Origin of the sequence: Rhodoplanes sp. P11 (genome assembly GCF_964266735.1) — a bacterium.
Lineage (GTDB): Bacteria > Pseudomonadota > Alphaproteobacteria > Rhizobiales > Xanthobacteraceae > Rhodoplanes > Rhodoplanes serenus.
Map to the genome: position 1 here is coordinate 140,463 of NZ_CAXWGY010000021.1, position 26,082 is coordinate 166,544.

At 72.6% G+C, this 26,082-nt stretch carries 25 protein-coding genes, 3 pseudogenes and 4 riboswitches; of the genes and pseudogenes, 12 read left to right on the forward strand and 16 right to left on the reverse strand.

What is annotated here, in order from left to right; translation table 11 throughout:
* Positions 1-18: 18 nt before the first annotated feature.
* From ACFQUV_RS23445 to ACFQUV_RS23470, 6 genes and pseudogenes are all read right to left on the reverse strand, one after another.
* Entirely contained in the window at positions 19-1,068 is a 1,050-nt protein-coding gene (locus ACFQUV_RS23445) for a hypothetical protein (protein WP_207211499.1), read from the reverse strand.
* A complete protein-coding gene (locus tag ACFQUV_RS23450; protein WP_207211498.1) occupies positions 1,065-2,228 on the reverse strand; it encodes a hypothetical protein in 1,164 nt (387 codons plus the stop codon). The genes ACFQUV_RS23445 and ACFQUV_RS23450 overlap by 4 nt, the downstream gene beginning before the upstream one ends.
* Positions 2,221-2,541 (reverse strand): hypothetical protein, encoded by a 321-nt coding sequence (locus tag ACFQUV_RS23455; RefSeq protein ID WP_129609555.1) that lies wholly within the window; start codon positions 2,539-2,541, stop codon positions 2,221-2,223. The genes ACFQUV_RS23450 and ACFQUV_RS23455 overlap by 8 nt, the downstream gene beginning before the upstream one ends.
* Positions 2,538-2,996 (reverse strand): hypothetical protein, encoded by a 459-nt coding sequence (locus ACFQUV_RS23460; RefSeq protein WP_165363968.1) that lies wholly within the window; start codon positions 2,994-2,996, stop codon positions 2,538-2,540. The genes ACFQUV_RS23455 and ACFQUV_RS23460 overlap by 4 nt, the downstream gene beginning before the upstream one ends.
* 46 nt (positions 2,997-3,042) lie before the next feature.
* Positions 3,043-3,258, reverse strand: a pseudogene (locus ACFQUV_RS23465) (helix-turn-helix transcriptional regulator); the annotation flags it as partial.
* A 121-nt stretch (positions 3,259-3,379) separates the two neighbouring features.
* Positions 3,380-4,192, reverse strand: coding sequence for a hypothetical protein (locus ACFQUV_RS23470; RefSeq protein WP_165363972.1), 813 nt, complete (start codon positions 4,190-4,192; stop codon positions 3,380-3,382).
* Between ACFQUV_RS23470 and ACFQUV_RS23475 the strand changes: the two are divergent.
* Both ACFQUV_RS23475 and ACFQUV_RS23480 read left to right on the forward strand, forming a co-directional pair.
* Positions 4,191-5,083: pseudogene (locus ACFQUV_RS23475) on the forward strand (IS5 family transposase). The gene ACFQUV_RS23470 and the pseudogene ACFQUV_RS23475 sit on opposite strands and share 2 nt — an antisense overlap.
* 91 nt (positions 5,084-5,174) lie before the next feature.
* Positions 5,175-5,929, forward strand: a pseudogene (locus tag ACFQUV_RS23480) (IS5 family transposase).
* A gap of 13 nt (positions 5,930-5,942) precedes the next feature.
* Here ACFQUV_RS23480 and ACFQUV_RS23485 read toward each other — a convergent pair.
* From ACFQUV_RS23485 to cbiE, 4 genes are read right to left on the reverse strand one after another with little or no spacing between them, the layout of a single operon-like run.
* On the reverse strand, positions 5,943-7,286 hold the full coding sequence (locus ACFQUV_RS23485) for a cobyrinate a,c-diamide synthase (protein ID WP_129608764.1): 1,344 nt from the start codon (positions 7,284-7,286) through the stop codon (positions 5,943-5,945).
* Entirely contained in the window at positions 7,283-8,044 is a 762-nt protein-coding gene (cobM, locus tag ACFQUV_RS23490; RefSeq protein ID WP_129608765.1) for a precorrin-4 C(11)-methyltransferase, read from the reverse strand. Before cobM ends, ACFQUV_RS23485 begins: the two co-directional genes overlap by 4 nt.
* Before the next feature lie 13 nt (positions 8,045-8,057).
* Complete coding sequence (locus ACFQUV_RS23495) at positions 8,058-8,441, reverse strand: cobalamin biosynthesis protein (protein ID WP_129608766.1); 384 nt, start codon at positions 8,439-8,441, stop codon at positions 8,058-8,060.
* Positions 8,441-9,697 carry a precorrin-6y C5,15-methyltransferase (decarboxylating) subunit CbiE gene (gene cbiE / locus ACFQUV_RS23500; protein ID WP_129608767.1) on the reverse strand — a complete coding sequence of 419 codons (1,257 nt, stop codon included), beginning with the start codon at positions 9,695-9,697 and terminating at the stop codon, positions 8,441-8,443. The genes ACFQUV_RS23495 and cbiE overlap by 1 nt, the downstream gene beginning before the upstream one ends.
* A gap of 219 nt (positions 9,698-9,916) precedes the next feature.
* Positions 9,917-10,115: riboswitch (cobalamin riboswitch) on the forward strand.
* 233 nt (positions 10,116-10,348) lie between these two features.
* Between cbiE and ACFQUV_RS23505 the strand changes: the two genes are divergently transcribed.
* The 5 genes from ACFQUV_RS23505 to ACFQUV_RS23525 are packed head-to-tail and all read left to right on the forward strand — an operon-like array spanning position 10,349 to position 15,933.
* On the forward strand, positions 10,349-11,056 hold the full coding sequence (locus ACFQUV_RS23505) for a bifunctional 2-polyprenyl-6-hydroxyphenol methylase/3-demethylubiquinol 3-O-methyltransferase UbiG (protein WP_129608768.1): 708 nt from the start codon (positions 10,349-10,351) through the stop codon (positions 11,054-11,056).
* Positions 11,053-13,221, forward strand: a complete 2,169-nt coding sequence (locus ACFQUV_RS23510; RefSeq protein ID WP_129608769.1) for a TonB-dependent receptor — start codon at positions 11,053-11,055, stop codon at positions 13,219-13,221. Before ACFQUV_RS23505 ends, ACFQUV_RS23510 begins: the two co-directional genes overlap by 4 nt.
* Entirely contained in the window at positions 13,221-14,144 is a 924-nt protein-coding gene (locus ACFQUV_RS23515) for an ABC transporter substrate-binding protein (protein ID WP_129608770.1), read from the forward strand. The genes ACFQUV_RS23510 and ACFQUV_RS23515 overlap by 1 nt, the downstream gene beginning before the upstream one ends.
* A complete protein-coding gene (locus ACFQUV_RS23520; RefSeq protein ID WP_129608771.1) occupies positions 14,141-15,133 on the forward strand; it encodes an iron ABC transporter permease in 993 nt (330 codons plus the stop codon). The genes ACFQUV_RS23515 and ACFQUV_RS23520 overlap by 4 nt, the downstream gene beginning before the upstream one ends.
* Entirely contained in the window at positions 15,130-15,933 is an 804-nt protein-coding gene (locus ACFQUV_RS23525; RefSeq protein ID WP_129608772.1) for an ABC transporter ATP-binding protein, read from the forward strand. Before ACFQUV_RS23520 ends, ACFQUV_RS23525 begins: the two co-directional genes overlap by 4 nt.
* Here ACFQUV_RS23525 and ACFQUV_RS23530 read toward each other — a convergent pair whose 3' ends face one another.
* Both ACFQUV_RS23530 and ACFQUV_RS23535 read right to left on the reverse strand, forming a co-directional pair.
* Positions 15,934-16,449 (reverse strand): bifunctional adenosylcobinamide kinase/adenosylcobinamide-phosphate guanylyltransferase, encoded by a 516-nt coding sequence (locus ACFQUV_RS23530; RefSeq protein ID WP_111388225.1) that lies wholly within the window; start codon positions 16,447-16,449, stop codon positions 15,934-15,936.
* Entirely contained in the window at positions 16,446-16,832 is a 387-nt protein-coding gene (locus ACFQUV_RS23535) for a cysteine-rich small domain-containing protein (RefSeq protein WP_129608773.1), read from the reverse strand. Before ACFQUV_RS23535 ends, ACFQUV_RS23530 begins: the two co-directional genes overlap by 4 nt.
* A 244-nt stretch (positions 16,833-17,076) precedes the next feature.
* Positions 17,077-17,292, reverse strand: a riboswitch (cobalamin riboswitch).
* Between the two features lie 85 nt (positions 17,293-17,377).
* On the opposite strand from ACFQUV_RS23535, the gene tcuA reads away from it, so the two are divergent.
* Both tcuA and tcuB read left to right on the forward strand, forming a co-directional pair.
* Positions 17,378-18,751: an FAD-dependent tricarballylate dehydrogenase TcuA gene (gene tcuA / locus ACFQUV_RS23540; protein WP_244601551.1), complete on the forward strand. Its 1,374-nt coding sequence runs from the start codon at positions 17,378-17,380 to the stop codon at positions 18,749-18,751.
* The gene (gene tcuB, locus ACFQUV_RS23545) at positions 18,735-19,871 is read left to right on the forward strand and encodes a tricarballylate utilization 4Fe-4S protein TcuB (protein WP_129608774.1); all 1,137 of its coding nucleotides are present in this window, start codon (positions 18,735-18,737) and stop codon (positions 19,869-19,871) included. Before tcuA ends, tcuB begins: the two co-directional genes overlap by 17 nt.
* On the opposite strand, the gene cobD is transcribed toward tcuB, so the two are convergent.
* Together cobD and ACFQUV_RS23555 are read right to left on the reverse strand one after the other, a co-directional pair.
* Positions 19,837-20,889, reverse strand: a complete 1,053-nt coding sequence (gene cobD / locus ACFQUV_RS23550; protein ID WP_129608775.1) for a threonine-phosphate decarboxylase CobD — start codon at positions 20,887-20,889, stop codon at positions 19,837-19,839. The two genes, tcuB and cobD, sit on opposite strands and share 35 nt — an antisense overlap.
* A complete protein-coding gene (locus tag ACFQUV_RS23555; protein WP_129608776.1) occupies positions 20,886-21,491 on the reverse strand; it encodes a histidine phosphatase family protein in 606 nt (201 codons plus the stop codon). The genes cobD and ACFQUV_RS23555 overlap by 4 nt, the downstream gene beginning before the upstream one ends.
* 58 nt (positions 21,492-21,549) lie before the next feature.
* Positions 21,550-21,696: riboswitch (cobalamin riboswitch) on the forward strand.
* Positions 21,697-21,792: 96 nt separating this feature from the next.
* Here ACFQUV_RS23555 and ACFQUV_RS23560 point away from each other — a divergent pair.
* The 3 genes from ACFQUV_RS23560 to ACFQUV_RS23570 are packed head-to-tail and all read left to right on the forward strand — an operon-like array spanning position 21,793 to position 23,401.
* A complete protein-coding gene (locus ACFQUV_RS23560; RefSeq protein WP_111387185.1) occupies positions 21,793-22,014 on the forward strand; it encodes a CbtB domain-containing protein in 222 nt (73 codons plus the stop codon).
* Positions 22,015-22,031: 17 nt separating this feature from the next.
* Positions 22,032-22,781, forward strand: coding sequence for a CbtA family protein (locus ACFQUV_RS23565; RefSeq protein ID WP_129608777.1), 750 nt, complete (start codon positions 22,032-22,034; stop codon positions 22,779-22,781).
* Complete coding sequence (locus ACFQUV_RS23570; RefSeq protein ID WP_129608778.1) at positions 22,778-23,401, forward strand: hypothetical protein; 624 nt, start codon at positions 22,778-22,780, stop codon at positions 23,399-23,401. The genes ACFQUV_RS23565 and ACFQUV_RS23570 overlap by 4 nt, the downstream gene beginning before the upstream one ends.
* A 1-nt stretch (position 23,402) precedes the next feature.
* Here the strand turns inward: ACFQUV_RS23570 and ACFQUV_RS23575 are convergent, their stop codons facing one another.
* Both ACFQUV_RS23575 and cobO read right to left on the reverse strand, forming a co-directional pair.
* On the reverse strand, positions 23,403-24,926 hold the full coding sequence (locus tag ACFQUV_RS23575; protein WP_207211441.1) for a cobyric acid synthase: 1,524 nt from the start codon (positions 24,924-24,926) through the stop codon (positions 23,403-23,405).
* A gap of 93 nt (positions 24,927-25,019) precedes the next feature.
* Positions 25,020-25,655: a cob(I)yrinic acid a,c-diamide adenosyltransferase gene (cobO, locus tag ACFQUV_RS23580; RefSeq protein WP_111387179.1), complete on the reverse strand. Its 636-nt coding sequence runs from the start codon at positions 25,653-25,655 to the stop codon at positions 25,020-25,022.
* Between the two features lie 181 nt (positions 25,656-25,836).
* Positions 25,837-26,064: riboswitch (cobalamin riboswitch) on the forward strand.
* Positions 26,065-26,082 lie beyond the last annotated feature (18 nt).

Here is a 26,082-nt window from a genome sequence, read left to right on the forward strand (position 1 = left end):
AAATACTGGGCTCGGCCGTCAAGCGAACCGATACGGCGGCAGCAGGATCGTGATGGTGCGGGATCCCGAGTGCCGGCGCTCGACGATGCAGCCCTTGGCGCGCAGCAGCGGCGCCGCGCGTGCCACGCGGCTGCCGAGCTGGGCGGCGTTCTGCGGCCAGTGCCGCGACCTTCGGGCGAACTCGGGGACCATCGCGTTGACGGCGTCGAGCAGCTCGGTCGCGGTGCCTTCGAACTTGTCGTCGGGCCCGGTGGTGAGGAGCTTCCAGATGGCGACCGCCACGGCATCGGCCTCGAACGTCGCCTCCGACACGTCGTGGCGGTTCTCGGCGTAGGCGGAGAGGAAGGCGTCTCGGTCCCAGCCGAGCCCCGGCGCGGCGGCCGTGACCCACTTCACGAAGTCCGCCATGCGCGGCGGATGGTCGAGCCGGACCCGGTCGACGTCTGCGAGCGCCCGCGAGACCGCGCCAAACAGCGCGCCGAGAATGCGGGGGCGCGCCCGCTCGAACGCGGTCAGCAGCTCGTCCTCAGACCGGCGCTCGGGCATCATCCGCAGATGAATGGTCACCGAGCGATCGGCCAGGTCGGCGCGGTCGGTGAGCGACGAGATGCCATTGATGATGATCGGCCGCGCCGCCTCGAAGATCATCTCGTCGCGATCGGTATGGAGCATCCTCGTGCTGAACCCGGATCCGGTCGCGAGGCGGCAGAGCGCGTCGGCGAGCCACACCGGCACGGCGCTCAGATTGTCGAAGGCGAGCACCCAGGAGTTGCCGGCCGACACCACGAGGCCGCGGTCGTCCCTCGGCACCGCGCGGATCGGCGCCGCGCTCGGATCGACCAGCGACCGCATCATCCGCGAGAACACCGATTTGCCGGAGCCGGCCTCGCCGGCGACCGCCAGCACCGGGAACGGACCGCGGTGGCGGAGCGCCGCGACCAGCCACCCCACCACCAGCATGAAGTCCTCGTCCGACCGGACGTTCACGAACTGCCGGAGTTCCTCGATCAAGCCGCCCGCTTCCGGCTCCGGCAGCGGGCGCATCGAGGGCGAGCGCATCAACTTCACTGGCGGCTTCTCGACCACCTTGAAGCCGGTGGCCGTGATCTCGACCGCGCGCCAGCTCGGGTCGCCGAGGTCGACGTAGATCGTCGCCGCCAGCGTAGCCGATGCGCGTGTAGCATTCGTGCATCGGCCCGTCGTTGACGGCGCGCGCCTCGAGGATGCGAATGCTGTCCTCGAGCGCCTGCCCGCCGATCGCGCCGCCGGTCTCCTCGTAGAAGCGGCCGCTCAGCCACATCCTGAACTCGCGGCCCCTCACCGGCCAGTGCTCCCTGTGGCCGCCGACCGGGAAGCTCGAAGGCGGTGCGGTTCGCGTCGTGCCAGAGCGCGACGCACTCGGTCAGACCGATCAACAGATCACGCTGCGGCGTCCGCCGCCGACCGCCGGCCGCCTTGTCCTCCTCGGGGGCGTTTTCGTTCCGCGAGGCCGGCGCGGAGGCGGTTGCGTCTGCGAATTCTTCGGGCATCACGGTCCTGGCGATCAATTCGGCTGCTCGGTTCGTGGTCCAGCCCTCGGCGAGCGCGTCCGCCGCATCCCAGCCGCTCCTGACGCCCGCCGGCGGCATGGCGACTGCGACCGAGCTTGCGCCGGCTTCCCGCACCAGCCCGGCGACCGTGCGCGCATAGGCGAAGCCCGCGGCATCGGAATCCGGCCAGATCACGACATCCCGTCCGCACAGCGCCGACCAGTCATTCTTGCCGGCGGACTTGGAACCGTTCGGCGAGGTGATCACGACCGCCGACGGCAACAGCGCCCTCGCCGCGTCGCAGGCCTTCTCGCCCTCAGTGATCACGACCGGCGCCGCCGGCCTTTCGGCGAGTTGCCGAAGCCCGTACAGCGGCCGCGGCGGCAGCCACGATTCCCAGCGCCATTCCGCCTTCGCCTCGCCGGTGGTCCGCCGCATGAACACCAGCGGTCGAAAAACCTTCTCGCCGCCGGCCACATCGAACCGCAGCACGTGTCCGAGGACGCCGCCGGCCGCGTCGGTATACGTCCACGTCGCGGTCGGGCGGCCCAGCTTGAAATGTGCGGCCGACGGCCGGGGCGCGTCAGCGGGCACCGGCACCACCGGAACCCAGCCGGCCTTTTCGCCGGAGGTCGGAGGCGAGTGGCGGCTCGTCACCGACGCCCCGGAGATCGACGAGAAGGGGGCGCGACTATTCATAGGGGTCCCGCCCCAGCATCTCGGCGATCTTCAGCGCCGCCGCGCTCTGCGTCAGGCCGAACAGGTACGCGGCGAGCGCGACGAGATCGGCGCCGGCGTCGCCGGTGGCGAAGTCCGACCACCGGCCGGTCGCGAGGTTGACCTTGAACGATCCCGCGCGACCGTCGGCACGTGTCGGATTGAGCGAGACCCACTCGTCACCTGCGCGGCTCCCGTCCGGCAACCACCGCGGCACGAGCACGTCGGCGTAGAGCCGCGCCTCGGCCGCGATGCCGGCGAAGGCGATCCGGCGACCGCCGCCGGACGACGTCATGGGATATGCTCCCCCGGATCCCGCGACCCGGATCTCGATCGGCTCTGCTCTTTCGCCAGTACCGAAAGAAGCGCGCGGGCGAGACTGATCAGCAGGGCCGATCGCGCATCGATGACCCCGAGATCCGACCGTCCCAGAACGCGCCAAATATGCGTGGCGAGGGTATCGATGCCGGGGCACAAGGGCGCCGCCCCCGGGCTGTCCCACATCCCGGTCCGCGGATCGAAGTCGACGAGCCAATGACCCTGGCCGGGCTCAATCATGCTATCCGTGAAACCGGGTCCGATCGGCACTTCGAACCGAATTCGGCCGTCTTCCAGCCGCTCGTTGAACGGCCACAATGCTCTTGCCATCTCGCCGCCGATCGGCCGCGTCGCGCGCGCGAACAAGCGCGCCGTCGTCCCCGTGACCTCGAACGGCCCGCGGCGCAGCTCGCGAATCCAGGCGGCGGGCATCGGCCTCGGTCGTCGAGGACACGGTGTTGAGCTGCTGGAAGGTCACGAGGGCGCGACGCTGATAGCGGACCGCGCGGCCGATCTTGACGTAGGGCGGGCCGCCCCCGCGCACCCGCCAGGCCTGCAGGGTCCGCACCGAGACGCCGAGCAACGTCGCCGCCTGGTTCTCGTTGTACGCGGAGTCGGGATCGGCGCTCATGGGGCTCGGCGCGATGGCAGCCGGGGCCGGGCCAACAAGGGGATGTCGTGTGGTGTCGATCATCGTATGCTCGCTCTTCACTGGGTTGCGACGGCGTGGATTCCGTCACGAAGCAGAGCGAGTCGCTTGGTCCAAAAAGGACCAAACCGGGTCAAGCCAAGTCAAATTGGGGACGAAAGCCGACTTACGTTTGATGTGTCGAGCGAATATTTTTGACGGCTCTCCGGCGCCGATACTTCCAAATGTATCGCTTGATCGTGCTTTCGCTCACCGCGCCAAATCCCATATGCATCACACGCGGCTGCAACTCTCGGCACAGCTGTTTGAGGGACAGCTCGGCCGGGATTCCGTCCGGGTACACCGCCATTGCCGCGCGATGCACCTTGCACTCACTCCTCGTCAAACCGCTCAGGCCCGAGAACGACGTGGGCGGCGCGGTCTCCGGAGCGACCACGTGACCGGCTTCCGCCGTGACCGCGCTTGCGCCCGCACCCACGGCCGATCTGATCGTCAGCCCTTCCCACACATGACGAAAAGAGCCGTCCGGTTCGAGTTCGTACAAACCGTTGTCGTCGAGGTCGATCCACTTCCGCGCATCGAGCGATCGCGGCTCGATCTGCTGCAGCGTTCCGGTGGCTCGGAAAACCCCATCGAGCACAAGCCGACCGTCGCGTAACGGAGCGAAGAACTGCTGGTGGCGAGGCCGTGCTGCCGCAGCTCGTCTGGCGGCATTGCAGCCTACCAGGACCCGCCGGAGCATCATGCTTTGATCGAGATGGCGACGGCACAGTTCGAACAGGACGGCATTCCGGTCGGCGAGCTCTCGCTCGCCAACGGTATGTTCCATGCGACGGCGAACATCCTGCAGGCGGTTTTCGCGGCGCCGGCTCGCGTTGCCGTCGAGGATCCGTGCTTTCTGAAATGGCCGTACGACTGGTGCCGGTTTCATCACCGGACAAACCGTTGAAGAGATCGCGGCGAGCCTTGCAGCTGCCATCAGAAGCGCCGCCTTCGCCAGCGGCGCTTCGCTGCCGACGATACGGAGCCTCGCCGATCGTCTGGGCGTCAGCCGAAACAATTGTTGGCAGCGTGAGAGGCTTGTGATTCACGGCTCTCGGGGAGGAGCCGTTATGAGTCGAGACTTCTTCTGGCTGACCGAGGCGCAGTTTGATCGTATCCGGCCGCATCTTCCGACCGACACGCGTGGCAAGGCGCGGGTGGATGACCGCCGCGTGATCAGTGGCATCGTCCACGTGCTGAAGTCCGGTGGCCGGTGGGTCGACGCTCCGGCCGTCTACGGCCCCCGAAAGACGCTCTACAACCGCTTCGTCCGGTGGGCCGAGAAAGGCGTTTGGGAGAAACTCTTCCGCTCACTGGCCAGCGCAGGCGGCCCACCCGAGCAGGTCCTGATCGACAGTTCCGCCATCAAGGCACACCGCTCGGCCGCCGGCGGGAAAGGGGGGCGCAGACCCAGGCGATCGGCCGTTCGCGCGGCGGCCGCACGACCAAGATCCACGCACTGACGGACCGAGATTGCCGGCCCATTGCCTTCCTGCTCACCGGCGGCAATGTCGCCGATTGCACGGCCGGACACGACCTCCTGAAGCAATTGCCGGACGCTCGCATCCTGCACGCCGACAAGGGCTACGACTCGAACGCCATCCGACGGCAGGTCGAGGCCAACGGCACCATGCCCAACATCCCACCCAAGGTGAACCGACGCTGGAAGAGCACGTTCTCGCGCGTCCTCTACCGCAACCGAAACGCCATCGAGCGCATGTTCTGCCGGCTGAAGGACTTCCGCCGCATCGCCACACGATACGACCGCCTCGCCGTCAACTTCCTCGCGGCGGTCCACATCGCCGCGACCGTCTGCTACCGGTTATGAGCCCGAACCCTAGGTAGGGAACTCATACAGGGCATTGATTCAGAGGTGATCTCTGGCCTCTGATTGGGTTCTCCCGAATCAGGAGGCCGAGATGGCGCGGTTGTTCTGGCTGTCGGACGAGGCGTGGGCGCTGATCGAACCACGGTTGCCACGGGGTAGACCCGGCAAGCCTCGGGTCGACGACCGGCGGGTGATCAGCGGGATCCTCCACGTGCTGAAGGTTGGATGTCGCTGGCGTGACGTCCCGGCGGAATACGGCCCCGCCACGACCATCTACAACCGCTACAACAGATGGTCTCGGCGCGGCGTATGGCAGCAGCTGTTCGAGCAAATCGCAGCTTCCGGAGAACCGCCCACCGAACTGATGATCGACAGCTCCCACGTGAAAGCGCACCGCTCGGCGGCCGGCGGAAAAGGGGGGAGTGGAATCAGGCGATCGGGCGCTCCCGGGGCGGTCGTACGAGCAAGATCCATTGCTTGGCCGATGATCGCGGCAGACCGATCGCGTTTGCGCTGACCCCGGGCAACCTCGCCGACATCACGATGGCGGTGCCCCTCATCAGTCGCGTCGTGCCGTTCAAACGCTTGATCGCGGACAAGGCCTACGATGCCGATCGGCTGCGCTGCTGGTTGAAGGCTCGCCGCACGACATCGGTCATTCCCTCGACAGCGTCGAGGGCCGTCCCTTATCCGCTCAGCCGCGTTGCTTACAAGCGCAGGAACATGATCGAGAGGCTGTTCTGTCGTCTGAAGAACTGGCGTCGAATCGCGACCCGCTACGATCGCCTCGCCCGCAACTATCTTGCTGCTCTGGCACTGGTCGCAGTTGCAACCGAGTGGACCTGAATGAGTCCCCTACCTAGCCCGGGGCGCCGTCGATCAGATGGAAGAACGACCCGGTGACGGAGCCGCGGCGGGCGCCGCTCTCCGGCACGGCGCGGCCGCCGGCGTCGGTGCAGTCGGCGAGCGGCGCGTCCGGGCACGCCAGCGTGACGGAATAGTGGAACTCGTGGCCCCACAGCACGGCCCCTGCCGGCCCCAGCACGCAGGCGTCGCGCAGGCGGGCGCGGCGATAGCCGAGATGCAGCTTGCGCGCCGCGAACGAGGTTTCGAGCCCGAGCAGGCCCGCCATGGCGTGGCGGGTGCCGGCGGCGTCGACGAGCCCGGCCCCGAGCACCATGAAGCCACCGCACTCGCCGTGGACCGGCACGCCGCGCGCCGCCGCGGCCCGCAGCCCAGTCAGGAACCGCTCGGCCGCCGCGAGCCGGCCGGCATGCAGCTCCGGATAGCCGCCCGGCAGCCACACCACGTCGGCCGCCGCATCGGGCGCCTCGTCGGCGAGCGGCGAGAACGGCACGATGTCGGCGCCGGCGGCCCGCCAGGCGCGCACGAGATGCGGATACAGGAACGAGAAGGCGGCATCCTGCGCCACCGCGATCCGCTGCCCAGGAGCCTGCAAGCGCGGTGGCCGAAAGCGCGGCGCCGCCGTCTCGCTCTCGCCGCCGAGCACGGCGGCGGGCCGGGCGAGACGCATCAGGGCGTCGAGATCGACGTCGGCCGCGACCGCGTCGGCGATGCGGTCGAGACGGGCGTCGAGATCCGCGGTCTCGGCCGCCTGGACGAGACCGAGATGGCGTTCCGGCAGCGTCAAGCGCGCATCGCGGCCGAGGGTGCCGACCACAGGCAGCCCGATGGCCGCGAGTGCCGGCGCGATCAGGTCGCGGTGCCGCTCGCCGGCGACGCGGTTGAGGATGACGCCGGCGACCGTCACGTCGCTGCGGTAGCGGGCGCAGCCGAGCGCGACCGCCGCCGCCGTCTCGGCCTGGCCGACGACATCGAGCACCAGCACCACCGGCCAGCCGGTGAGCGCCGCCACCTCGGCGGTGGCGCCCCGCCCGCTGCGGCCGGCGTGCCCGGCGCCGTCGAACAGCCCCATCACGCCCTCGGCCACCGCGACGTCGGCGCCGGCACCCGCCGCAACGAGATCGGCCAGCAGCACGCGATCCATCGCGAAGGTATCGAGATTGAAGCTCGGCCGCCCGGCGGCGGCGGCGTGATGCGCCGGGTCGATATAGTCGGGGCCGCACTTGTAGGGCTGCACCGTGGCGCCGCGCCGGGCCAGCGCGCGCAGGAGGCCGAGCGTCACCGTGGTCTTGCCGCTGCCCGAGGCGGGCGCCGCGACGACGAAGCCCGGCGTGCTCATTCGCCGCGCCCGCGGAAGCGACGCTGATAGCCCGGGTCGTAGAGCGCGCTGTCGCGAAAATCGTCGGCCGCGAGCGCGGCGCCGACCAGGATCAGCGCGGTGCGCTCCATCGGGGCCTCGCGGGCGAGCGCCGCGATGGTGGCGAGCGTGCCGCGGACGATGCGCTGCTCCGGCCAGCTCGCCCGGTACACGATGGCGGCCGGGCAGTCGGCGCCGTAATGCGGCGTCAGCTCGGCGACGAGCTGGTCGAGCACATGGATCGACAGGTGGATGGCGAGGGTCGCCCGCGTCGCCGCGAATGCCGCGAGGCTTTCGCCCTCCGGCATCGCCGAGGCGCGCCCCGAGGTGCGGGTCAGCACCACCGACTGCGCCACCTCGGGCAGCGTCAGCTCGCGGCCGAGCGCCGCCGCCGCCGCCGCGAAGGACGGCACGCCGGGCGTGATCGTGTAGGGAATGCCGAGCCGGTCGAGCCGGCGCAGCTGCTCGCCGAGGGCGCTCCAGATCGACAGGTCACCGGAGTGGAGGCGTGCCACATCGTGACCCGCCGCGGTGGCCCGCGAAAACTCCGCCGCGATCTCGTCGAGCGACAGCGGCGCGGTGTCGACGATGCGGGCGCCCGGCGGGCAGTGGTCGAGCAGCGCGGCCGGCACCAGCGAGCCGGCGTAGAGGCACACCGGGCAGCGTGCCAACAGATCGCGGCCCCGCACCGTGATCAGATCCGGGGCGCCGGGTCCGGCGCCGATGAAATGCACCGTCATGGCTCACGCCCCCTCATGTGTTCCTTCCGACGGCGAGCGCGCAGGTGGCGTTGCCGTGGGCGACGCGCGGGCCGGCGAGCCGAGCGCCCGGCCCGGCCGCGACCAGCGCGGCCGCCTCGGCGACCGACGGCACGCCGACCGCCGCCGCGACCCGCGCCGAGCGGGTGAGTGTCTGGTCGGCGACCGCGGCGAGATCGGTGATCGCGCAAGCGATCGGCGGCACGCCGAGACGCGCTGCCGCTTCGCGAAAGCCCGCCTCCTCCGCCTTGAAGTCTGCGGTGGCCAGCGCGGCGATCGGGGCGGCCGCCGCGCCGCCGAAGACGGCGCGAGCAGCCGCGACGGCGGCGACGATGTCGGCGGCGGTGGCGCCGCGGCGGAATCCGACGCCGGCCACCATCACGGCTTCACCGCCCGCCACTGGGTGACCGGCATGGCCGACCGCCAGCCCGTCATGGTGCCCACCGGCTCGGCGCGGGCGATCTGAACGCGCACCAGCTCGCCGCCATGCTTTGCATGCAGAGCGAACAGCCGCGCCTCGGTCTCCAGCGCCACCGCGTTGACCACCAGCCGGCCGCCCGGCTTCAGCGCCGTCCACACCGCCTCGAACACGCCCTCGTCCGAGAAGCCGCCGCCGACGAACACCGCATCGGGGGCCGGCAGGTCGGCGAGCGCCGCCGGCGCCTGCCCCTCGACGATGTGCAGATCCGGGGTGCCGAGAAACGCCGCGTTGCGGGCCGCCCGGGCGGCGCGGTCGGGCCGCGCCTCGATGCCGACCGCCCGCATGGCCGGATGCCGCAACAGCCACTCGATGGCGACCGAGCCGGCGCCGAGCCCGACGTCCCACAGAAGCTCGCCCTGGCGCGGCGCCAGCGCCGCCAGCGTGACGGCGCGGATATCGCGCTTGGTGAGCTGGCCGTCGTGCTCGAACAGGGCATCGTCCAGCCCCGGCGCCAGCGGCACCACGGCGGCGTCCGGCGCCGCCACCACGTCGAGGCCGATCAGGTTGAGCGGATCGATGCCGACGAGATCGAAGCTCTCGGCGGTCGTGTGGCGCACCCGTTCGCGCGGGCCGCCGAGCGCCTCCAGCACGCTGATCCGGCTGTCGCCCATCCGCCGTGCGACCAGCAGCGCCGCGAGCTTCTCGGGCGTCGTCTGGTCCCACGACAGCGCCAGAATGCGGGCGCCCGGCTGGAGATGGCGGACGATGCTCTCCAGCGGCCGGCCATGCAGCGTCACGGCCGTCAGATCGGGCAGCGACCAGCACAGCCGCGACGCCGCCAGGCTGAACGAGGACGGCTGCGGCAGGCTCAGAATCTCGTCCGGCGGCACGACCGCGGCGAGCTGGCGGCCGACGCCGTAGTTGAAGGGATCGCCGGTCGCCAGGACGACGACGGGGCGGCCGCGATGCGCCGCGATCTCGGGGAACGCCGCCGTCAGCGGTCGCGGCCAGGCGAGCGTGCGGCCGCGCACGAGGTCGCGCGCCAGCGCCAGATGGCGCTCGCCGCCGACCACCAGCTCCGCGGTCGAGATCAGGGTGCGGGCCGCCGCCGTCAGGCTGTCGAGGCCGTCCTCGCCGATGCCCACGATGGCGAGCCAGCGCGACGTTGCCACGGGGACCTCCGGCACAGGCAGGCTCGATACGGCGGTCGGCATGGCGAGATCCTCGTCTGGCGGCGCCGGCGCGCCGCCGCGATCGCGATTCGTGGTCCGACGGAGCCGCACGACCGCGCGCGCCGAGTGATACGGGCGGCCGGCCGCGACCGTCAATCGACATGCGACCAGATTCGCCGGTGCGATGATGCCGGGACCAGAGCCGTCCAACGCGCCGTGTGCTCGCGGGCGTCGCCGCGATTGACAATCCCGTGGCCGCCTCCCTACCCTCGCCGCGACGGTTCCCTCACGGGATCAAAAGGGAACACGGTGACGGCCGTCCGGCCGAACCCCGTGGCTGCCCCCGCAACTGTGAGCGGCGAGTCCTCCGTCATCACGCCACTGGGATCTCGCACCCGGGAAGGCGACGGAGGACGACGACCCGCGAGCCAGGAGACCTGCCGTCAGCCGTGGTCACACGCGGAACCGCCGGTCGGGGTGTGCCGGGGGTGGACGAGCCGGACGTGCAGCCAGCGCGGACGGTCGCCCGTCGCGGTGACGTGCCACGCTCACCGCGAGGACCCTCCGGTGCTCATTCCCTTCATGCGTCCCGCCGCGCGCGGGATCGCCGGCGCACGTCTGCCCACGACGTCGCCCGGCACCACTCCCCCGTGTCCCGACAGCCCACCGCGGCCGCCGACGATCGATCCGCTCGTGCTCTATGCGGTCGGCATTGATGCGTCCGACTACGTGTCGCGCATCGTCCCGCTGGTGCAGCGGATGGTGCCGGAAATCGGCGATCTTCTCGACATCGGCGCCGGTGCCGGCCAGCTCGGCCGCGCGCTGCGCCGGCCCGGCGCGGCGTGGACCGCGGTCGAGCCCGCCGCCGCCATGCGGTCGCGCCTCGCGGGGCTCGGCGATGCTCGGCCGCGCGTCGTGCCGCACGGCTGGGAGAGCGCGTCCCTCGCGGCGAAGTCCCACGATACCGTGCTGGCCGCCAACACGTCGGCCCCGTTCCAGGCCCCGGCCGCGTTCCTGGACCGCTGCCGGAGCTGGGCACGACGCCATGTGGTGTGGATCGTGCCGGCTCAGCACGGGCCGCGCGGCACCTGCCTGTCGGGCTGCCTGCCGCCCGAATGGCACGGCGAGGACGAGCGCCCCGGCGTCGACGTCGTGCTGTCGCGGCTCGATCCGGCGCAGCAGCCCGACGCCGTCGTCATCACGCCGTGGACCTTCGTGCTGCCGGTCGGCGGCATCGAATCGCTCGCCGAGCATCTCGCCGAGCGGCTCGCCTGGGCGCCGCACGATCCGCGCCGACGGGCGCTGCGCGCCCATCTCGTCGCCCAGTGCCGGCACGACGCGCGCGGCAGCCGCCTCGAGGTCGCCAAGGCGGCCGCCGTGCTGGTGTGGAGGCTGGCATGACGCCCCCCCGCATCGCCACCACTCGCCTTGCCGCGGTCGCGATCGGCGCCGCCGTCCTGGCCGACGCCGCCGCCGCCCAGTCCGTCACCCTCGACGAGTTGGTGGTCACCGCGACCGGGCGGCCGGAGCCGCGCAGCCGCATTCCGGAGACCGTTCAGGTGATCGACCAGGAGCGCATCCGGCACTCGTCGGCCCGCTCGGTCACCGAGCTGCTGGCCGAGAACGCCGTCGGCTTCTTCAGCGACTGGTCGCCGGCGCAGACCTCGATCAACATCCGCGGCGCCGCCAGCGACGGCCAGGGCCGCGACTTCAAGGGCCAGGTGCTGGTGCTGATCAACGGCCGCCGCGCCGGCACCGCCAATCTCTCCAAGCTGTCGGCCGCCGACGTCGAGCGCATCGAGGTGGTGCGCGGCCCCGCCTCGGTGATCTACGGGAGCCAGAACATCGGCGGCGTGATCAACCTCATCATGAAGACGGGCCGCACCGCGCCCGGCACCGTGGTGGAAACCAGCGCCGGCTCGTTCGGCCAGCTCCGCGGCAAGGCGCAGAGCGGCGGTGTGCGCGACGCCTACGACTGGTATGTCGGCGTCTCGGGCGGCAAGAGCGACAATGTCACGGTCGGCGGCGGCACCAAGGCGCTGAACACCGCATGGACGCGCGGCGGCGCCAGCGCCGCCTTCGGGCTCCAGATCGATCCCAACCAGCGCATCGATCTCGCCGTGCGCACCGACGGCGTCTACGACGCCGGCTTTCGCGGCTCGACCGCCAACATCTACTCGCGCGACGACCGCTTCAACCGCTCGGTCGACCTCGTCTACGACGGCAAGATCCCGGACGGCTGGGCGAGCCTGATGGTGCAGACCTATGCGGTGACCGACGTCGACGTGTTCAAATGGGCCTCGCCGGTCATCGCCAGCGGCAACCGGCCGGTCGCCGGCACCCTGTCGGACCGCAACGAACGCACCCTCGACATCGTCGGCACCCGCGTGCAGCCGCGCTTCAAGCCATGGACCGGCAACGAGCTGCTGCTCGGCCTCGACGGCGAGACGAGCTGGCTGCGCTCCGATCGCACGCGGGTCTACATGCCGGGCAGCCCGATCGCCTCGCAGGGACAGGTGGCGCCCTACGACGCCAACCAGACCGAAGCCGTATATGCCTTCTATGCGGAGGATGCCCAGACGCTCATCGACGACCGCGTGACGGTGCGCGGCGGCGTGCGGCGGACCCAGGGCGAGACGAGCTTCGACCCGACCCCCAATCTGGCGCGGCAGCGCACCGGCAGCCAGTCCTACGCGGCGACCACCTGGTCGGCCGGCGCCACCTGGGCGATGCTGGACGGGTGGTCGTGGCGGCTCGGCGCCTCGACCGGGTTCCGCGCGCCGACCGCCTCGGAGCTCGCCGCCGACTTCACCGCGGTGGGGGGCGGCCGCATCTTCGGCAATGCCGGTCTGCAACCGGAGACCGCGCAACAGATCGAGGTCGGCACCACCTTCAGCGGATCGGCCTGGCGGATCGATGTCGCGCTGTTCCAGAACCTGATCAGCGACCGCATCGTCACCCGAGCCCGGACCGGCGTGCCGAACACCTCCGACTACGTCAACAATCCGGCCGACATCGTGGTGCGCGGAGTCGAGATGCAAGCCAATGCCGACATGCTGGCCGTGCTGGCACGGCCGGCGGGGCCGTGGCGATGGACCCTCTGGGCCAACGGCGCCTACAACTTCGACATGCGCGACGAGGGGGCGCCGGCCGCCGCCGGCACCGACCGCGCCACCCGCATGTACCAGTACCAGGCGGCGATCGGCACCCGCTTCGGCCAGAACGGGGGAGCCTGGCGCGACTGGTCCATCCAGGTCGCCGGCGTGCTGCACGGACCGATGTGGTACGCCTCCGAGGAGTATCTGCTGATCCCCGGCCAGGTGCGCAACACCACGGTGTACCGCAAGGACCCGTACTGGGTGTGGAACCTGCGCGGCGAGATCGCCTTGACCGAGCAGGTCAAGCTGTTCGCCACCATCAACAACCTGTTCGACGTCAACGCCCACCCGATCTTCCTGGCGCTCGATCAGGTGCCCTGCCTGGCCGATCCGCGCTTCCAGAACGGCGGCTGCGGCACCTCGATGCCGGGCCGCGAGATGCTGGTCGGGCTGCGGGCGCAGTTCTGATGAGAAGCGGACGCCGGCTCGCCCGGACGGCACTGCCGGCGCTCGTCGCCGGCATGCTCGGCCTTGCGGGAGCTGCGGCCGCGGCCGAGCCGATCGTGCTCGTCGACGCGCTCGATCGCACCGTGGTGCTGCCACGGCCAGCCATGCGCATCGTGCCGATCTTCGCCTCCAACACCGAGATCGTCGCGGCGCTCGGCCTCGCCGATCGTGTCGTCGGCATCGAGGCGTACACGCGCCATCCGCCCGAGGTGCTGGACCGGCCACTGGTCGGCGGCCGCCTCGGCGTCTCGGTGGATGCGGTCGTGGCGCAGCGGCCCGACCTCGTGGTGGTGACGCCGGCCCGCCAGGCGGCGCACCAGCTCGTCGACCCGATGGAGCGGATCGGCGTGCCGGTGCTGGTGCTCACCCATCGCACCGTCGCCGAGGTGATGGCGAACATCCGGCTGGTCGGACGCGCCGCCGGCGTGGCGGAGCGGGGCGAGGCGGTCGCGGCGCGGCTCGAAGCTCGGGTGGCGGCGGTCGCCGGACGGGTCGCGGCGCGCGTAAGGCCGCGCGTCGTGATGATCACCGGGCGGGTCGGCAACGGCCTCGTGCTGGTGGCGCGGCCGCGGACCTACACGGCGGACGCCATCGTGGCGGCCGGCGGACGGCTCGCCCTCGACGAGGGCCTGTCGCTCGCTCAGGTGTCGCCCGAGGCGGTGCTACGTGCCGACCCCGACGTGCTGCTGCTCGCCGGCCGCCCCGAGGATCTGTCGGAGCTGACACGGCAACCCGGCTGGCGCGACCTGCGGGCCGTCACGGCGGGCCGCGCCGTCGCGGTGCCGCGCGCCGAGGTCCTGATCCCGGGACCGCGTACCGTCGACGGCATCGAGCGGCTCGCCGGCCTGCTGCACCCCGGCTGCGACCGCGAGGACGCCCGATGAGCGCGCCGCGACGGCCCTGGCTGGCGCTGCTCGCCGGACTCGCGGCCGGCCTCGGGCTCGCCGTCGCGGCCGGCCACGACTGGGCCGGCCCCGCCGATCTCCTGCGCGCGGCGACCGGGCACGACGACCTGCGCAGCCGGCTGCTGATCGACTGGCGGCTGCCGCGGGTGCTGGCGGCGGCCTGCGTCGGCGCCCTGCTCGGGCTCGGCGGCGCGGTGTTCCAGGGCGTGTTCCGCAATCCGCTCGCCGAGCCCTACCTGCTCGGCTCCGCCGGCGGCGCCGCACTCGGCGCCAGCGTCGCGCTCCTGGTGCCGCTCGGCCTGCCGCAGGCACCGCTGCTCGCCATGCTGGCCTTCCTCGGCGCCTGGGGGGCGACCTTCGTGGTGATGGCGATCGCCCGCCTCGCCGGCACCGTCGATGCCGCCGGGCTGCTGCTCGCAGGCGTCGCGGTCGCGGCGGTGCTCGGGGCGCTGCGCTCGTTCCTGATGCTGGCGCTGTCGGACGATACCGTGAACCTCCAGGTGGTGCTGAGCTGGAGCCTCGGCGGCGTACAGACGCCGCGCTGGCCGTCCCTCGCGGGTCTCGCGCTCGCGACCCTCGCGGGTCTCGCCGCCACCCTGCGACTCGCCCGCGGGCTCGACCTGCTCGGCCTCGGCGACACCATGGCGGCCGGCTTCGGCCAGGATGTCCGCGGCTTCGTCGATCGCGCCGTGCTGGTCGGTGCCGCCGTGGTGGCGCTGGCGGTGGCCTTCGGCGGGCTCGTCGCCTTCGTGGGGCTCGCGGCGCCCCATGTGGCGCGCTGGCTGGTCGGGCCGCTGCACCGCGCGCTGCTGCCGGCCGCAGCCCTGGTAGGCGCCATCCTGGTGACGGCGGCGGACGCCCTCGCCCGCTCGGTCCTGCCGCCCGCCGAGATTCCGCTCGGCCTCGTCACCGCGGTCGCCGGCGGGCCGTTCTTCATCGTGCTCCTCGCCCGGCAGCTCCGCCCATGACGCACCGGAGCGCGGCGATCACGATCGGCCTCTCGGCGCAGGGCCTCGGGGTCCGGCGCGGCGGCACGACCATCCTGTCCGACATCACCCTGAGCCTGCCGGCCACCGGCAGCGTCGCGCTGATCGGCCCCAACGGCGCCGGCAAGTCGACCCTGCTGCGGGCGCTCGCCGGCCTGCTGACGCCGGACCACGGCACGGTGCGGCTCGGCGACCGGCCGGTCGCGGCGCTGCCGGCGGCCGAGCGGGCCGCGACCATCGGCTTCCTGCCCCAGCACTTCGCGCCGCATTGGGACCTGCGGGTCGCCGATCTCGTCCGCCTCGGCGTCGAGCGCGGCGGCACGGCGTCACCGGATGGGGTGGCAGCGGTGCTGGCGACGCACGGCCTCGGCCCTCTGGCGCAGCGCCGGTGGTCGGCGCTGTCGGGCGGCGAGCGCGCCCGCGTGCTGCTCGCCATGGTGCTCGCGGTCGATCCGCCGGTGCTGATCGCCGACGAGCCCGGCGCCAGTCTCGACGTCCGTCACCGGATCGGCGTGGTCGACGGACTCGCCCGCCGCGGCCGCGACCGGCTGTGCATCGTCGCCATGCACGATCTCGATCTCGCCTTCCGCGCCTTCGACCGGGTGGTGCTGCTCGCCGGCGGTCGCCTGGCCGCGGCTGGCACGGCCGCCGACCTGTTCCACGACCGCCGCCTCGACCGCGCCTTCGGGGTCGACTTCATGCGGCTCGAAACCCCGCACGGCCGCCTCCTGCAAGCCGTCGCCAGGCCGGACGCGGACGACATCGGTTCCGGGCGGAACTGATTATTTGAGCCGCAGCGGGCAGCCCGCCACCATCAGCCACGCCTCGGTGGCGGCCGCCGCGGTGCGCTGCCCCAGGAAGCCGGCGAGATCGCGGAAGCGTCGCAACGCCGCGTCGGCCGGCACCGGGCTCCAGCCGATCTCGTCGCCGATCACCACCACGGGCCACGGCGCCGCGCGGAAGCGGGCCAGCTCGTCGCTCCAGCCATCCAGGATGGCCGCGTCGCTGCCTTCGAAGCGGTCACCGAGCCACAGGCCGAGGCTGTCGAGGACGACCCCGGAGGGCGGCGGATCGAGCGCCGCCAGCGCCTCCGACACCGTCGGCGGCGCCTCCAGGGTGCGCCACGCCGGCCGCTCGGCCTGGTGGCGGCGCACCCGCTCGGCCATCTCGGCGTCGTCCGGATCGCGTCGATAGGTGGCGACGTAAACGACATCGTCCCCCCAGCGCGTCGCGATGTCGACGGCCCGGCGGCTCTTGCCACTGCGCACCGGGCCGGTGAGGAAGATCAGGTCGCTCATCGATCGCTTGTCCCTGCCGGCCGCTCTTCGATCACGATTCGCCGCGCCGTGCGAGCGCCGGCCGGACGGCGGGGCAACCGGAAGCGCCGCGTCTGGACGCCGCCATCCCACACGACCGGCCGCTCCAGCCATTTCTGGATGAAGGCCCACGCACCGCGATAGCCGTTGTGCGGCAGCGTGCAGGCCGAGCAGTCCTTGCGGCGCACCCCGTTGCGGTCGGTGAACACCACATAGGGCCCGGGACAGTGATAGGCGATCAGCGGGCAGTAGCAGAACAGGCAGTTGAAGGCGCCGCGCACGCCGGCATGGCACGGCAGGAACGGACAGGCCGTGTTGGTGAAGCCCTTGTAGGCGTCGTTGCTGGTGGTGTCCTTTGGTTCCATCGCGACTCTCGCGCAACGCGGCGCACGACGGCGATCGAGGCGCCGTCGCACCGGCACGTTCGGGCGATCGCGGCGACGAGCGTCGCACGATCGCGTCACCCATGACGGCGGTTCAGACGAGGATGGTTCGAGCGAAGCCGATCGCGACCAAAGCCGATCGCGACGACGCGGCCATTGCGCCATCGATCGGATTCGGTCAGCGTGCGATGATCATGACTCTCCCCTTTCGACCCGCCGTCGAACGGAATGGACCAGCGTCTCCGGCCGGTCTCCTGGCTCACGGACCCTGGCCGCCGATCACCTTCCCGGGCGCGCGCCCAGTGGCTTCCGATCGGCGACGGTCCGTCCACAGTTGCGGGGGCAGCCGCGGCTTGGGGGACATGCTCGCAAGGCGAGCCGTCGCTGGACCGCGTTCCCGTTTCACCTCTCGACGAGAGGCACCGAAGACGTGATCACATCAGCATGAACATGCGCATGACGCAAGCGCACCGGCGGCGATGCGGCACGCCGCGCGCCACGACGACGCGGGTACCGGCGAGGCGGCGATGCGCCCGCCGGCCCTCTGCCCCGGCTGCGGACACATGACGGCCGGCGCTCCCCTCTCCGAGATCGACGTGCTGGTGGCCGGCGGTGCCGCGGCGGGCCTGTGCGCCGCCATCGCGGCCCGGCGCGCCGGCGCCACGGTGCATCTCGTCGAGAGCGCACCGCGGGCGCTCCGCGGCGGCAACACGCGCCACGCGCGGAATTTCCGCATCGCCCACGACAGGCCGGCGCCGTGGGTGCCCGACGCCTATCCGGCGGATGCGTTCCTGGCGGATCTGCGGCGCGTGACCGAGCACGCGACCGACGACCCGGTGGCGCGGCGGCTGATCGATGGTTCCGCCGACCTGCCGGATTTCCTGATCGACAACGGCGTCGCGTTGCAGCCGACGAGCCGCGGCGTGCTGCCCTACTCGCGCCGCACCGCCTTCCTGCTCGGCGGCGGCAAGGCGATGATCAACGCGCTGTTTGCGACAGCGGTGCAGCTCGGAGTCGGGGTGTCGTACGACACGGCGCTGGCCGGTCTCCATGTGGAGCCCGGCCACTGCACTGTCGAGCTGCGACGCGACGGCAGTCTCACCCCCATCACGGCGCGCGCCGTGGTGGTGGCGACCGGCGGCGACCAGGCCGACCGCACGGCGCTGCGCCGGCAGCTCGGCGACGCGGCCGACACCGTGGTGGTGCGCGGCACCCCCCATGCGGACGGGAGCGGCCTGCGGCTCCTTCTCGCCGCCGGCGCCGCCGCAGTCGGCACGCCCGGGCTCGGCCATCTGGTGCCGGTCGATGCCCGCGGGCCGGCCGTCGACGGCGGCATCGTCACCCGCATTACCGGCATTCCGTACGGCATCGTGGTCGACCAGCACGGCCGCCGTGTCGCCGACGAGCGCGCCGATCTTCGCCGCACCCACTATGCCCAGTGGGGGCCGCGCATCGCCGGCTGCCCGGGGGGCCGTGCGGCGCTCGTCCTCGACCACGACGGCCTGAGCCGCGCCGCCCCGACGGCCCTGCCGCCCGTCACGGCGCCGACGCTAGCTGGGCTCGCAACGGCGCTGGCGATCGATCCGGCGGGTCTCGATGCGACCGTGCGGGACGTCGACGCGACCGCCGAGGCGCGCGGCGGGCGGCCGATCCGCGTGCCACCGTTCGCCGGGTATCCGCTCGTGGCCGGCGTCACCTTCCTGCATCACGGGGTCGCGGTCGATGCGGCCATGCGGGTACGGCTGCGCACCGGCGGCGTCGCCGACCGGCTGCTGGCGGCGGGCGGGATCATGGCCGCGACGGTGCTGCGGCGCGGCTATCTGGCCGGTCTCGGGGTGACGCTCGCGGCGGTGTCGGGTCGCATCGCCGGCGAGGAGGCCGCCCGTGTCGCGGCCCGCTGACACGCCCATCGACGCGGCCACCGAGGCCGAGCGTCTGCTGCGCATCTGCGCCGCCTGCATGTATTGCGACGGCTATTGCGCCGTGTTCCCGGCAATCGCCGGCAAGCACGGCTTTCCGCTCGCCGAGATCGACCACCTCGCCCATCTCTGCCACAACTGCCGCGGCTGCTGGTACGCTTGCCAGTACGCGCCGCCGCATCCGTTCGCCGTCAACCTGCCGCGGACGCTCGCCGCGGTGCGCCAGGAGAGCTTCGCGCGTCATGTCCGGCCGCGGTGGCTCGCCGGCGCCTTTGCCCGCACCGGATGGATCGTCGCCGTGGTGGTCGGAGCCGTGACCCTCGCGGCGCTGGCGCTGGTGCTCATCGCAGTGCCGCCGGAGATCCTGCTCGGCGTCCACACCAGCGGCGGCGCGTTCTACCGCGTGGTGCCGTGGGGCATCATGACGGCGGCGGCCGGCCTCTCGTTCGCCTGGGCGGTCGTGGCGGTCGCGGCCGCGACGGTCGCGTTCTGGCGCACCATCGGGCCGCGGGCACCGCTGCGGATCGTGCTGCGGGCGCTGCCGGCGGCGCTCGCCGACGTCGTCACGCTGAGGAATCTCGGCGGCGGCGGGCACGGCTGCAACGACACCGGCGAAAAGCTCTCGGGCGAGCGTCGCGCCAGCCACCATGTGCTGGTGGCCGGCTTCGCCCTGACGATTCTCTCGACGGTGTCGGCCGCGCTCCTCCATCACGTCACCGGGGCGCCGGCGCCCTACCCGGTCGTCAGCCTGCCGGTCCTCGCCGGCACCCTCGGCGGCGTGCTGATGCTCGCCGGGGTCGCCGGCCTCGCGGCGGTCGAGACACGGGCCGACCGCGAACCCGCGGCCCCCGCCGAGACCCGCATGAACATCGGGCTGCTGGCCCTGCTGGCGGCGACCGCGGCGAGCGGGCTCGCGGTGCTGGGGCTGCGGGCGACCGCCGCCATGGGGCTGGCGCTGACGCTGCATCTCGGCGTCGTGGTCGGCACCTTCCTGGTGCTGCCGGCCACCAAGATGCTGCATGCGCCGTTCCGCGCGGCGGCGCTGCTGCGCGCCGCCATCGATCGCCTCATCGCGCCGCCGCGGCGCAGCGGCGGGGAATGAGATCGATCGCGGCGGCGAGCCGCGACCATTCGGCCTCCGCGCCCGGCAGGCCGACCCGGATGCGGTCGGGCGCCCCGGCGAAGCCGCGCACCAGAATTCCGGCGCGAGCGAAGTGGTCGACGAGATCGATGCCCGCAGGCCCCTCGGCCAGCACGAACAGGTCGGTGCCGCCGCACGGCGCGATGCCGCCGGCCGCCAGCAGCGCGTCGAGCCGTCGCCGGTCGGCGGCGAGCCGCGCCCGCATGGCGGCGATCCAGCCCGCATCGGTGAGCGCCGCGGTGGCGATCACGCAAGCCGGCCCGGCCACCGGCCAGTCGCCCAGGCGCTGCCGCCACGCCGGCGCGTCCGCTGCGGCCACCGCCACGACGCCGACCCGCAGGCCGGCGAGCCCGAAGAACTTGCCGAGCGAGCGCAGCACCACGAGGCCCGGCGGCAGGGCCGGGAGGGCGAGCAGCGACACCTCCGGCGCCACATCGGCGAACGCCTCGTCGACGACGAGGCGGCGGCCGGCGGCGCCCCACCGTTCCGCGAAGGCGAGGAGATCGGCCCGCGCCACCACACGGCCGTCCGGGTTGTTGGGATTGGCGAGCACGACGACGTCGAGGTCGTCGGCATCCGGCGGCGGCAGACCTGAGAGCGGCCGCACCACGGCGCCGCTGCCCTCCCACGCCGCCGCGTGCGACGGATAGGTCGGACCGAGCAGGCCGACCCGCGACCGTGCCGGCACCAGCCACGGCATCATCCGGATGGCGATCTCGCTGCCCGGCACCGGCACCAGCACCATGCCGGCCGGGCAGCCATAGGCGCTCCGCGCCGCCGCTTCGAGGGCCGCGAGATCACGCCCGAGCGGCAGCCGCTGCCAGACCTCGGGCGGGATCGGCGGCAGCGGATAGGCGTGCGGGCTGATGCCGGTCGACAAGTCGAGCCACGGCGTCGGCGCCTGCGGATAGAGGCGCGCCGCGGCGTCGATCCGCCCGCCGTGCTGACGCAGAAGCTCGCTGCCACCCGCCTCCGTCATCGTGATCCGACTCCCTCCGCGCCTTCTCCCATCGCCCAGAACGCATCGAGCGTGGCGGAGCGCAAGGCCCAGCGGCGGCCGTCGTGACGAAGATCGACCATTGCGAGCGGGGCGGCATCGATCCGCCAGAACGCGGCGGCCGGCGCCGCCAGCACATGGACGACGGCGGCCCGCAGCACCGCCGGATGGGTGACCGCGATCAGCCGGCGATTCGGCGGCCTGCCGTCCAGCCAGGCGCCGACCCGCGCCAGCAGGGCCGCCACCGATTCGCCGCCATGCGGCGCGGCGGCCGGATCGGCCCGCCACGACGCCAGCGCGTCCGGCTCCGCCGCGACGATCTCGGCGAGCGCGCGGCCCCGCCAGCGGCCGTGGTCGAGGTCGTCGAGCGCCGCGACCGGCTCGGCCGCGAGGCCGAGCGCCGCCGCGGTCTCGCCGGCACGCCGCTCCCGCCCGGCGAGTGCGGCATCGACCCGCGGCAGGCGGGCCGCGAGCCCGGGCAGCGCTGCCACGGTCGCCGCGTCGAGGGGCTCGTCCTCCGGGAACCGGCCCGCCCGCGTGGCGGAGGTGGCAGCGCAAGCGAGCAGCAGCAGGCGCATCGTCATGCTGCCGACAGCAGGGCCGAATGCGGCATGCCTGAACGTCGGAGTGGCAGTGTCATGGTTCGTTGACTTCCCCGGGTGTCGGCGCCATCATCCGGCGACTGTCGGAGACGGGAAGCCGGTGCAAGTCCGGCACGGTCGCGCCACTGTGTGCGGTCCTCGCGCGAGGATCGCAAGTCAGACCCCGGCTCCACGTCCTGCGGATCTCGATCCGCGGGGACTCCGGCCCTCGGCGGTCCGCATCGGCGGGCCGCACGCGAGCCGGCCGCACTCGAACGGGACGCGCAATCCCAGAGGAGACCTCATGTCCGACATCGCGACTCTGCCCGGCCTCGCCGGATCGTCCGAGCTTCCGGTCGTTCCGGTTCGCGAGATTCTGCCCTGGGCCGCCTTCGCGGCGCTGGTCGGCCTCGCCGCCGTCTGGTTCGTGGGCGCCGAGCAGGGCGCCGCCGCCATCTTCGACGGCACCACGGTGCACGAGTTCGTCCACGACGCCCGGCATCTGCTCGGCTTCCCCTGCCACTGAGCCGATAGCGGCCCATCATGGCTCGGACCCTGCTGGTCCGGGGGATGCTGTCCGGCATCCTCGCGGGACTGCTCGCCTTCGTGGTCGCCTGGCTGATCGGCGAGCCGCCGCTCGAGCTCGCCATCGCGTTCGAGGAGCATGCCGGCCACGCCGCCGGTGAGGCTCCCTCACCCGAGATCGTCAGCCGTGCCGTGCAGAGCACGCTCGGTCTTCTGACCGGCCTCGTGGTGCTGGGCGGGGCGACCGGCGGCGCCTTCGGGCTCGCCTTCGCGTACGCCCAGGGACGGATCGGCCGCGTCGAGCCGCGCACCACGGCGCTCGTGCTGGCGCTCGCCGGCTTCGTGGTGCTGGTGCTGATGCCGCAGCTCAAGTATCCGGCCAATCCGCCCGGCGCCGCCAGCGCCGAGACGCTGACCACACGCTCGTGGCTGTTCGTCGCCATGATGGGCTTCTCGGTGCTGACCGCCGTCGCGGCGCTCGGCCTCGGCCGCCGCCTGCACGCGCGGCTCGGCGCCTGGAACGCCGCCCTGGCGGGCATCGTCGCCTATCTGGTCGCCATGGCGGTAGTGATGGCGGTGCTGCCCTCGGTCGACGAGGTGCCGGAGACCTTCCCGGCCGCCGTGCTGTGGCAGTTCCGCGCCGCCTCGCTCGGCACCCAGCTCGCGCTGTGGACGATGCTCGGCCTGGTGTTCGGGGCGCTTACCGAGCGCAGCTTGCGGGCACGCCCGGGAGGAGCCACCGCACGGCCGGGCGGCGCCGCGCCGTGACCCGGCCCGCCACCCGCCCAAGGCGCGGTCTCGCCGCGGCAGCGGCCGGGCTCGCGCTCCTTCTCACGGCGGCACCGGCGGCGGCCCACCGCGCCGGCGCCGGCCGCACCGACGGCATCCCGATCGACAGCCTCTCGCACGGCCAGATGCTGGTGATTGAGCAGAACCGCGCCGCCATTCTGGACCTCGCGGCCCGCACCGCCCGCACCGACGAGACCTTCCGCCGGCTGCTGAACTACACCAAGATCCAGCACGCCTTCTGCCTGTTCGGGCTGATGCCGGGCACGCTGACCGACGAGGAGAGCCCGTTCAACGGCTGCGCTCACGCGTATCTCGCCGGCACCCGCGCGCTGCTGAACCACATGCGCGACCGCCCGGGCGCCGATCCGGCGGCGCGCGCGCTCGCCGACAAGGTCGATCACGCGCTGCTGCTCGAAGGCACGCTGGCGCTGTGCGTCTACAGCGGCGAGCCCTACAACACCGCCGACGTGATTCTCCCCGAGTGGTCGGCGATCCCGACCCACCGGCCGACCGCCGCGGCCCTCGGCGGCGTCCTCGTCGTCACCGCCGGCGGCACCACGCTACTGTTCCGGCCGCGGCGGCGCCAGACGACGCCGTAGATCAGCGCGCGATCTCCAGCAGCCGCTCGATGTCCAGGTGGGCGGCGAAATGGGCCGCGAGCGCGTCGAGCGTCGCCTCCACGGTCGCCTCGTAGGCGAGCGTGCGGTCCGCGGCGCCGGCCGGAGGTGCGCCGAGGCGCGCCAGCCAGGCGGCCCGCTGGCGGTCGTCGGCGAACAGGCCGTGCACATAGGAGCCGGCGATGCGCCCATCGGCCGAGACGGCACCGTCCCGGCGGCCCTGCGGGCCGCTCCGGGCGTCGTCGAGTCGCACCAGCGGGCGCGCCGTGTCGGGTCCGTCGGTGGTCCCCATGTGCATCTCGTAGCCGGCGAGCGGCACCCCGTCGGCGACCGACTCGCCGGTGACGGCGACCAGCGCCTTGTCGCCGCGAAGCACCGTCGCGACGTCGAGGAGCCCCAGCCCCTCGACGGTGGCGGGCGGCCCCTCGATGCCGTCCGGATCGGCGACCGAGCGCCCGAGCATCTGGTAGCCGCCGCACAAGCCGAGCACGCGGCCACCGCGGCGCGCGTGGGCGACGATGTCGGCGGCCCAGCCGCAGGCGCGCAGCGCGGCCAGATCCGCGATGGTGGTCTTCGACCCCGGCAGGATCACGAGATCGACGTCGACCGGCAGCGGCGCGCCGTTCTTCAGGAGCACGAGATCGACGGCGGGATCGAGGCGCAGCGGATCGAGGTCGTCGAAATTGGCGATGTGGGGCAGCACCGGCACGGCGACGCGAATGCGGCGGCGCGCTCCATCGCCGTCACCATCGGCGGCGGTGGCCGCAGCCGCCGGGCCCGCATCGAGCCCGAAAATGTCCTCGGCGGGAAGCCGGTGCGCATCGCGGAACCACGGCACCAGGCCGAGCGGCGCCCAGCCGGTGCGGGCGGCGACGAAGTCCATGCCGGTCGCGAACAGCGTCGGGTCGCCGCGCATCTTGTTGACGACGAAGCCGCGAATCAGCCGCGCGTCGTCGGCATCGATCGCCGCCGCGGTGCCGATCAGGCTGGCGATGACGCCGCCGCGGTCGATGTCGCCGATCAGCACCACCGGCACGTCGGCGGCGCGGGCGAAGCCCATGTTGGCGATATCGTTGGCCCGCAGGTTGACCTCGGAGGCCGACCCCGCCCCTTCCACCAGCACGATGTCGGCCTCGCCGCGCATGCGCGAGAAGCTGTCGAGCACCGCCGGCATCAGCATCGCCTTGCGCGACTGATAATCCTTCGCCCGCGCATTGCCGACGACCCGCCCCTGCACCACGATCTGGGCGCCCACCTCGCTCTGCGGCTTGAGCAGCACCGGATTCATGTGGACGCTCGGCGGCACGCGGGCGGCGCGCGCCTGGAGCGCCTGAGCGCGGCCGATCTCGCCGCCGTCGGCGGTGACGGCGGCGTTGTTCGACATGTTCTGCGGCTTGAACGGCCGCACCACCAGGCCGCGCCCGGTGAGCAGACGGGCGAGGCCGGCGACGATCAGCGACTTGCCGACGTCGGAGCCGGTGCCCTGGAACATCAGCGCGCGTGGCATGTCACATGAGCCATGACACAGCAGAGCCTCTCCCACCCTCTGCCCTTGTGGGAGAGGGGAAGAGGCTACGGTGCGGCCGAGCAAGCGACGTGATCAATACTCGATCCCCGCCTGCGTCTTCACGCCGGCCGCGAAGTGGTGCTTCACCAGCGTCATCTCGGTGACGAGATCGGCCGCCTCGGTCAACGCCGGCTTGGCGTTGCGGCCGGTGACGACGACGTGGAGATCCGGACGACGCTCCGACAGCCGCGCCACCACCTCGTCGAGCGGCAGATAGTCGTAGCGCAGCGCGATGTTCAGCTCGTCGAGAATCAGGAGCCCGATCGACGCATCGTCCATCAGGCCGACGGCGATCTCCCAGGCGCGGCGGCAGGCGGCGATGTCGCGCGCCTTGTCCTGCGTCTCCCAGGTGAAGCCCTCGCCCGCCGTGTGCCAGACCACGCGATCCCCGAAGCTCTCCAGCGCGGCCTGCTCGCCGGTCGGCCGGCTCTTGATGAACTGCACCACGCCGACCCGCCGGCCATGGCCGAGCGCCCGCAGGGCGAGCCCGAACGCGGCCGTCGACTTGCCCTTGCCGGGGCCGGTGTGAACGAGCAGCAGGCCCTTCTCGATGGTCTTGGCCGCCACCTCCGCATCCTGCACGGCCTTGCGCTTCTGCATCTTGTCGCGGTGACGGGCCGCCGCGTCGGGGGGCACGTCGGGCGTTTCCTCGGGGGTCTCGTGGGTCATGGTGTCCTCGGTCTGTCGGTCCGGACAGGATCACACCGGACCCCGATGGGCAACCGCGCCGGCCGTCACCGATCGCGCCCTCCGCGTCGCGTGTCGGGACGGCACCCGATTGACAGTCCCGCCGATCCGCCCCACAGATCCGGCACCGACGGTGTCCCGGCCGAGGCCGGGACGTGTCCGTCCATGGATACCGTCCGGCGGTGCCGGGCGTTTCTGCGGGCGGAACACGAGGGAATGCCGGGCACGGCCGACCGGAAACGGGCGGTCGCGATGCCGGAGCTGCCCCCGCAACTGTGAGCGGCGAGCCTGCGCCGAAGCCACTGGGGTCCGAACCATGTGTTCGTCCTGGGAAGGCGGCGAAGGCGACGACCCGCGAGCCAGGAAACCTGCCGTCGCCTGCTGAGTCGCCGTTCCGGGCGGGGTGCCC